Source organism: Psychrobacter sp. ENNN9_III (genome assembly GCF_001462175.1).
Taxonomy (GTDB): domain Bacteria; phylum Pseudomonadota; class Gammaproteobacteria; order Pseudomonadales; family Moraxellaceae; genus Psychrobacter.
Window position 1 is genome coordinate 1 of the sequence record NZ_LNUO01000104.1, and the last position, 7385, is coordinate 7385.

Genomic DNA, 7385 nt, shown 5'->3' on the forward strand with positions numbered 1-7385 from the left:
GGCAGATCACATTGTGTTCTGCCTTTTTAGTTTTCAATCAGCAATTAACAACTAGTTAACCAGCCGTCTAACGAGTCAATGTTGTTACTCCATCATTACCTGCTTTTAGCAACACATCTGCTTGATTGGCAGCAAAGATACCATTGCACACGACTCCAACGATATTGTTAAGCTCTTTTTCAAGCGCAATGGGGTTGCTGACATCTAAGTCGTAAGTATCGAGAATGACGTTGCCATAATCCGTGACAAAGTCTTCACGGTAGACTGGTTCGCCGCCCATTTGCGCAAGCTGACGAGCGACATAGGAGCGAGCTTGCGGCAGCACTTCGATCGGCACTGGAAATGCGCGTCCTAGTATATCGACACTTTTACTCTCATCGACCATGCATATAAACTTGTTAGATGCCGCTGCGACGATCTTTTCACGAGTGAGTGCACCGCCGCCGCCTTTAACCAGTTGCAGTTGTGCGTTTACTTCATCTGCGCCATCAATATAGACATCGAGCGTTCCGGCAAAGTTCAGATCAACTATCTCGATACCAAGCGCACGTAGCTTATCTTCGGTGACCTGTGAGCTGGCAACAGCACCAGCAAGTTTTAAGGTAGGCAACAATTCAATCAAACAGTTGACCGTACTGCCTGTGCCTACTCCAAGTATCATGTCATCTTCAATATAACTTAGAGCAGCTTTGGCTGCGGCTTGCTTTTGTGCTTGCTGATCGCTCATCATAAATCCTTGGCAAAATAAACTTAACACTATAAAAAAGGTAAAATGCGCGGCTATTATAACTGATGATTTTAATCGATGTTAGCGTAATACCAATTCTCATTGAGTCCTTGCTTCATTACACTATTCGGAATGATTCAATATTTGACATGAATATAGCTTCAAATTCTAAGCAAAACTTGCAATTGAGTCTTGCAAGATAGCCAAAATCAGCATAGGCTAATCTATTTCATTTTTATCTTCATTTATTACTTGTTTAGGGATTATTATGCTATCACATTGGGTACGAGCCATCTTGCAAGCCACGGTTTATGATGTTGCTATTCAAACTCCACTTGAAGCTGCACCTAAGCTGACCCAGCGTTTTACCAATGATATTCGACTTAAACGTGAAGATTTGCAACCAGTCAAATCCTTTAAATTGCGCGGGGCTTATAACCGCATTAGCCAATTAAGTGATGCGCAAAAAGCGCGCGGTGTCATTTGCGCCTCAGCAGGCAACCATGCACAAGGCGTTGCTTACTCTGCCCGCAAGTTAGCGTTGAATAACATCATCGTTATGCCAACGACGACACCTGATATCAAAGTAGATGCAGTGAGAGCACTTGGCGGCAACGTTGACTTGCATGGAGACAGCTTCGATCAAGCCAACCGCTATGCGATCGAACGCGCCGAGCGTGAAGGCTTAACCTTTATCCCCCCTTACGATGATGAACTGGTCATCGCCGGTCAAGGTACCATTGGACTTGAGCTGACCCAACAATGGCGCAACATGGATTATGTTTTCGTTGCGGTGGGCGGTGGCGGCCTCATCTCAGGTGTCGCAGCATTCTTAGGTGAAGTGGCTCCCCATGTCAAAGTCATCGCCGTAGAAGCGGAACAATCAGCTTCTCTTAAAGCAGCACTACAAGCAGACGAGCGAGTCAGACTTGAGCAAGTAGGATTGTTCGTCGACGGTGTGGCAGTTGCTCAAATTGGCGAGTTGCCTTTTGACGTTGTACGTACGCAAAAAGGCGATAATTCGGGGCCAATCGTTGAGCCTGAAGTCGTAACCTGTACCAATGATGAAGTCTGCGCGGCTATCAAAGACATCTTTGAAGAAAACCGTAGTATCGTTGAGCCTGCTGGCGCATTATCAGTCGCTGGTATGAAAAAGTATATCGAAGCTAACAATCTACAAGGTAAAAACTGTGTCGGTATCATTTGCGGCGCCAATATGAACTTCGACCGCCTGCGTTATATCGCTGAACGTACTGAGATTGGTGAGAAAAAAGAAGCCATCTTTGGTGTGACTATTCCTGAGCAAACTGGCGCATTTTTAAATTTCTGCCGCAGCTTACATGGACGTAATATTACAGAGTTCAACTACCGTGCTGACAGCAAAAAGTCGCCAGATTCGATGGAGCCTGCCTCAATCTTTGTCGGTATCGCTCTAAAAGATGGGGAGAGAGAACGTCAAACCATTAACGATCAATTGACAGCTGACGGCTACGCAGCACATGATTTAACAGATGATGATATCGCCAAATCACACATTCGTCATCTGATTGGAGGTCATGCTCATGTCGAAAACGAGCAGTTGCTAAAAATCACCTTCCCTGAGCGCCCAGGAGCATTACTGACATTTTTAGAAAAGTTGGGTGATGATTTTAATATTACGCTTTTTCATTATCGTAATCATGGTGCTGCTGAAGGACGAGTGTTAGTTGGTCTGCAAGCCTCTGAGAGTAATTCACGTCAGTTACAAGACGCCCTACTCGACATCGGTTATGACTGCACCATGCTAAATGACAATATTGGCTATAAACTGTTCCTAAAATAGTATAGTGAAGTAACAGTTCTATAAATAATAGCGACAAGCGACAGATGATCTCTTTTAGTATAGTAGGCTACCTCTTTTAATATGAGTGGTCGCTTACAACTATCATTCAACGCCTATTACTCAATGCTCAGTATTATTCATAACAAAAATCTATTTGCAAATATTAAAGTTGCCCTAATCTTATTTGATATAGAAATAGATATAGAGTAGCAATTATGAAGAATAATACTGATGATAAGAACCAAGCCTTGGCTAAAATTCGTCTCGATAAATGGCTATGGGCCGCACGCTTTTATCGGACGCGCACCCTGGCCAAGCAAGCTATTGAAAGCGGAAGAGTACATTATGGCGGTAGTCGCGTAAAGACTAGTAAAGAGATTTCGGTCGGTGATGAATTAACCATTCGCCAGGGCTCAGCCACTGCCATGACAGAAAAGACAGTCGTCGTCGAAGCGTTAACTGCGCAACGTGGCAACGCGACTGCCGCCCAAGTTTTGTATTCAGAGACTAAAGAGAGCGAAGAGCGCCGTGCTTACTATGCTGAGCAGCGCAAACTTGCCAACCTTGCACGCCCTGATAATAAGCCCAATAAAAAACAGCGCCGTGATTTACAACGCTTTAAACACCACAAGGATTAAAAACTTTGTTGTTAAGTCTGTGTGCTTGTTATGCACGGTATTAACCGTTACGCTTGATAAGTCACGCTAAATGATAATAATTTTCAAGTAAAACTGTTAAAATGAGCAAGAATAACTGTGTGTTATTGCTTCTCTAGATTAGTATCAACTCATTTATATACTGACACGCTAATGGACCATATTCTTAATATTCGTCTTCTGTAGCATTTTTTGTCATAAAAGGTCATGTTATGCTGGTTAAAGCTTCCGCTCCATCCTCTATCTTATTGGTTTGCTTAGGTAATATCTGTCGCTCACCAACTGCTGAAGAAATCTTTCGTCAACAAATTGCTATTGCAGGGCTTTCTATAAAGGTAGATTCAGCAGGTACAGGTGATTGGAACGTTGGAAATGCCCCTGACGTCAGATCGCAGCGTCATGCTAAAGGTCATGGTTACAACATTAGTAAATTGGTTGCACGTCAGGTAAATGCTGATGACTTTCGTGACTTTGATTTAATTCTAGCAATGGATTCTCAGAACTTGGCTGACTTGCAAGCATTGAAAGATAGCATTGACAATACATCGCAAGAATCGTTGGCTAAACTGGCGTTATTTAGCGAAGAAGATCCTACTTATGGCGGTGATGACGTTCCAGATCCCTACAAAGGTGACGGAGATGATTTTGAAGATGTCATTGAACGTATTGAGTCGAGCGCGAAGGCATGGATAGAGAGCTGGAAGGCTATGTAAGGGTTGTTTGAATGAGTAAGTGTCATAATACCAAACAGCAAAATCCAAGCATTTTATCTGCTTTTATACCGTATATCCCTTATAATAGCCAGCGCATTAAAGCCTAGCTGATATTCAGCTGTTGCTTTGATAGCTTTTATTTATTTGTCTAATAGGTCGTGTTATGTCTATAGATTTGCACCATGCTCCTAATGCTCAGTACGATTGCTTGCATGATCTGTCTTACGCCAATACGATGGCGCTCGCTTGCATCGCTGATACTGTAGTGACATTGACGGAGGAGGCACAGCTAGACCATTTTATGGCAAGTTATACAAACAATACTGAGCCTAATCCGTCATTGTTTGTGCTATCTGGTGGTAGCAATGTCTTATTGCCCACGCATCTGCAAGCGATCGTATTACGACCGCACATGCGTGGTATTACGCTTATCGATCGGACCCAAGACTATGTCGATATTGAGGTTATGGCAGGTGAAAACTGGCATGATTTGGTTATTCATACCGTCAATCAAGGCTGGTACGGACTAGAAAATTTAGCATTAATTCCAGGGCTCACTGGTGCAGCTCCTGTACAAAATATCGGTGCTTATGGTGTGCAGCTAGAGGACCGTTTGCAGTATGTTCGCGCTTATCACTTACCGACCAAAGCTTGGCACCATCTCACTGCTGCTGACTGTGGGTTTGGCTACCGCGATAGTATTTTTAAGCGCACACCGAATACTTGGCTAATCAGCCGGGTGGGGTTTCGTTTGCATACCGATGCAACAAAGGTATTGGCCAGTTATGGTGATGTGCATACAGTGGCTCAACGCTATGCTGAGCAGCAAGGGCGTGGTCAATTGGCTCCTGTAGATGTAATGCACGCTATCATTGATATACGACAACAAAAACTCCCTGACCCTAGCCAGCTACCCAACTGCGGTAGCTTTTTTCAAAACCCTATTATCACTCAAAGCCAGTTTACATCATTACAGACCATCTATCCTGATATCGTCGGTTACCCGATGCCAGATTCGACAGTCAAGGTTGCAGCAGGTTGGCTAATAGAGCAAGCAGGCTTAAAAGGTGGCGGTATTGAACCAATTATTACCCATAAAAAACAAGCATTAGTCCTTACCAATCACGCTCCTTATCAAGCCACCCAAGCTGATGTGGTAGCAGCCCAAAACCATATCATAAGCTGTATTTATAAAAAGTTTGCCATCACTTTAGCTCGTGAGCCGGTTTGGGTTAATGCTGATGGTACAGTTGGATATGGTGAGCATGGGGTCTAAGAAGCGCTCATGGTCTCATAAGCTGTCCCGTCACTACTTGCGCGCAGCTGAACGCATGATTAAAGTGTTCCGTATCATCAATATAACTTTTTTATTGGGTTCGACAGCGATTATACTGGTTCTTGTTAGTCTGTTCACGCCACTATTTTCTCGTGCAGTTATTTATGTGTTTGATCATTTGTCATTGCCTGCGATACCAGCTACTGATATGGGCTCAACACCCTCTGCCTACGTTGTCCTTGGTGGCGGTCTTACGAACGACAACAACAACCAAATTATCCTTAATGGTTATAGTCTGAACCGTATTCGTACCGCTGCTATTGCTTATCATGACTTACCCCTACCTATCATTATCAGTGGCGCAGAAGCCCCTTGGATGAGTCAGTGGCTTATAGAGCATGGCATCGATGAACCTATTAGCGAAAATGCCAGTATGAATACTTGTGAAAATGCACGGTTTACCGCCAAGCGCGTGCCTTTATACCATGTCTACCTTGTTACCGATAATTATCATATGGCACGAGCACGTAGACAATTTGCCTTAAATGGAATTCATAGCACGCCTATAAATGCACCACTTCCTGTACCACTTGATTGGATGGAACCTGCACAAAACTTAAGCCATTCAAGACGTGCGGTTTATGAAATAGCTGCCTATTTACGCGATGTCTTGCGCCCACAATTAGATTGCCGACTTGCCGATGAAGTCAGCATTCAACAATTGTTAACGCCCCGAGGTAACGCAGTCAAAACCTTTGATCAATAGATACGAATGTCTCAAAACTGTGCAGATTTAATTGCATGAATTTCACTTATAAAGTTAAATTTATCACACTTGCAATAAGTGTATAATAATAGAATAAACGGCTATTTAAGAGGTTTGCCATGCTCAGTATATTTTTATTGATTCCACTAAGCTTGATGCTGTTCGTGGTAGCTATTTGGGCCGTTCGTTATGCTGTAAAATCCAATCAGTTTGAGGATTTAGACAACGCCTCACAGCGCATTATATTGGATGATCGTCAAGAGCGTCGTCAAGTTATCCAGTCGCATAAACCAGCTAATTCTGCTGAGCAAACGGATACTATGTCTACTGCTGCTGATGCCGAAAGCTTGGATTTGGATACTCGTAAACCACTGAATACTAATGATAACGCTGGTCTCGATAATAAAGAGCGGCATTAAAATTTTAAAAACTTTGATTTTATGAGGGCGTTATTGTTTTGACTTTTAATAGAATACCGTCTTCGTTTACTACTTATTTTGAGAGGTGCTGCTTATGACCACAGCATTATTAGTTGCAGCATTACTAATGGGGTTTTTTGGTTCACCGCACTGCCTAGGCATGTGTGGCGGATTGGTAAGTGCGTTTGGATTGTCAATGAAAGATGTCAGTCCAGTCAAGCGCCGTGTTTTGATAGCCACTTATCATCTTGGACGTCTGCTTAGCTACTCGTTTTTGGGTTTGCTGGCTGGATTGATTGGTACAACCGTACTTGAGCCTCTGATGATAGGCAATAGCATGCCGCGTCTATTACTGGGCGCGGTTTTAGTGCTGGTAGGTGTCACTATGCTGGGTGCTCCATTTTTGACCAAGCTTGAGCGTTTTGGTATGCGTTTTTGGCAATTCCTTAGCCCCTTACGCCAAAAAGTATTTCCGCTCACTACTTTCCCACGTGCTCTAGTAGCTGGTCTATTATGGGGATTTTTGCCCTGCGGTCTCGTGTATGGCGCCCTCCTCATCGCAGTCGTCGCTCATAACCCTATAGGCGGTGCAGCGCTGATGTTTGTTTTTGGCCTCGGTACAGTACCGATGTTAGTTGCCACTCATGAGACAGTTCACTGGATGCGCGATAAGATTGGGCGCTTTCGCTTGCGCCAGCTAAATGGAGCCATCATGGTAGTGTCTGGTTTGGCCGTTGCCCTTGTGCCTATTGCGATGTCTAATATGCACCACGGTGGTCATACTCAGATGAATCATGATAACCACTCTGCCTTGATGTCTGAGACAGACTCTTATGATATGAGCCAAATGAATCATAGTATGCACGATATGGATAACATGGATACCAACTCAAACACTATGAATCATTCTCAATAATTATCCTTAGATTGAGTTAAAACCCCATAGTTAAAAAGCATTTCAAATAAAAAGCCTGCAACGTAATATCGTTGCACATGGCGGCCCATT

At 43.6% G+C, this 7385-nt stretch carries 8 protein-coding genes; 7 read left to right on the forward strand and 1 reads right to left on the reverse strand.

Annotation, left to right across the window (positions count from 1 at the left end; genetic code table 11):
• Window positions 1–67: 67 nt before the first annotated feature.
• On the reverse strand, window positions 68–727 hold the full coding sequence (rpiA, locus tag PENNN9_RS06535) for a ribose-5-phosphate isomerase RpiA (RefSeq protein WP_058368898.1): 660 nt from the start codon (window positions 725–727) through the stop codon (window positions 68–70).
• A 268-nt stretch (window positions 728–995) separates the two neighbouring features.
• On the opposite strand from rpiA, the gene ilvA reads away from it, so the two are divergent.
• The 7 genes from ilvA to PENNN9_RS06570 all read left to right on the forward strand — a co-directional run bounded on the left by ilvA (window position 996) and on the right by PENNN9_RS06570 (window position 7295).
• On the forward strand, window positions 996–2549 hold the full coding sequence (ilvA, locus tag PENNN9_RS06540; protein WP_058368899.1) for a threonine ammonia-lyase, biosynthetic: 1554 nt from the start codon (window positions 996–998) through the stop codon (window positions 2547–2549).
• A 215-nt stretch (window positions 2550–2764) separates the two neighbouring features.
• Complete coding sequence (locus PENNN9_RS06545) at window positions 2765–3187, forward strand: RNA-binding S4 domain-containing protein (RefSeq protein ID WP_058368900.1); 423 nt, start codon at window positions 2765–2767, stop codon at window positions 3185–3187.
• Between the two features lie 230 nt (window positions 3188–3417).
• A complete protein-coding gene (locus PENNN9_RS06550; protein ID WP_058368901.1) occupies window positions 3418–3918 on the forward strand; it encodes a low molecular weight protein-tyrosine-phosphatase in 501 nt (166 codons plus the stop codon).
• Window positions 3919–4081: 163 nt separating this feature from the next.
• Window positions 4082–5194, forward strand: a complete 1113-nt coding sequence (murB, locus tag PENNN9_RS06555) for a UDP-N-acetylmuramate dehydrogenase (protein WP_058368902.1) — start codon at window positions 4082–4084, stop codon at window positions 5192–5194.
• Window positions 5184–5960, forward strand: coding sequence for a YdcF family protein (locus PENNN9_RS06560; RefSeq protein WP_058368903.1), 777 nt, complete (start codon window positions 5184–5186; stop codon window positions 5958–5960). The genes murB and PENNN9_RS06560 overlap by 11 nt, the downstream gene beginning before the upstream one ends.
• Before the next feature lie 119 nt (window positions 5961–6079).
• Window positions 6080–6379, forward strand: a complete 300-nt coding sequence (gene ccoS / locus PENNN9_RS06565) for a cbb3-type cytochrome oxidase assembly protein CcoS (RefSeq protein ID WP_058368904.1) — start codon at window positions 6080–6082, stop codon at window positions 6377–6379.
• 94 nt (window positions 6380–6473) lie between these two features.
• Window positions 6474–7295, forward strand: coding sequence for a sulfite exporter TauE/SafE family protein (locus tag PENNN9_RS06570; RefSeq protein WP_058368905.1), 822 nt, complete (start codon window positions 6474–6476; stop codon window positions 7293–7295).
• The last annotated feature ends 90 nt before the right edge of the window (window positions 7296–7385 follow it).

Bases quoted from the DNA above. Each gene is read 5' to 3' on its own strand.
- PENNN9_RS06570 (WP_058368905.1), top strand. From the start codon at position 6,474: ATGACCACAGCATTATTAGTTGCAGCATTACTAATGGGGTTTTTTGGT.
- PENNN9_RS06545 (WP_058368900.1), top strand. From the start codon at position 2,765: ATGAAGAATAATACTGATGATAAGAACCAAGCCTTGGCTAAAATTCGT.
- PENNN9_RS06550 (WP_058368901.1), top strand. From the start codon at position 3,418: ATGCTGGTTAAAGCTTCCGCTCCATCCTCTATCTTATTGGTTTGCTTA.
- rpiA (WP_058368898.1), bottom strand. From the start codon at position 727: ATGAGCGATCAGCAAGCACAAAAGCAAGCCGCAGCCAAAGCTGCTCTA.
- PENNN9_RS06560 (WP_058368903.1), top strand. From the start codon at position 5,184: ATGGGGTCTAAGAAGCGCTCATGGTCTCATAAGCTGTCCCGTCACTAC.
- ilvA (WP_058368899.1), top strand. From the start codon at position 996: ATGCTATCACATTGGGTACGAGCCATCTTGCAAGCCACGGTTTATGAT.
- ccoS (WP_058368904.1), top strand. From the start codon at position 6,080: ATGCTCAGTATATTTTTATTGATTCCACTAAGCTTGATGCTGTTCGTG.
- murB (WP_058368902.1), top strand. From the start codon at position 4,082: ATGTCTATAGATTTGCACCATGCTCCTAATGCTCAGTACGATTGCTTG.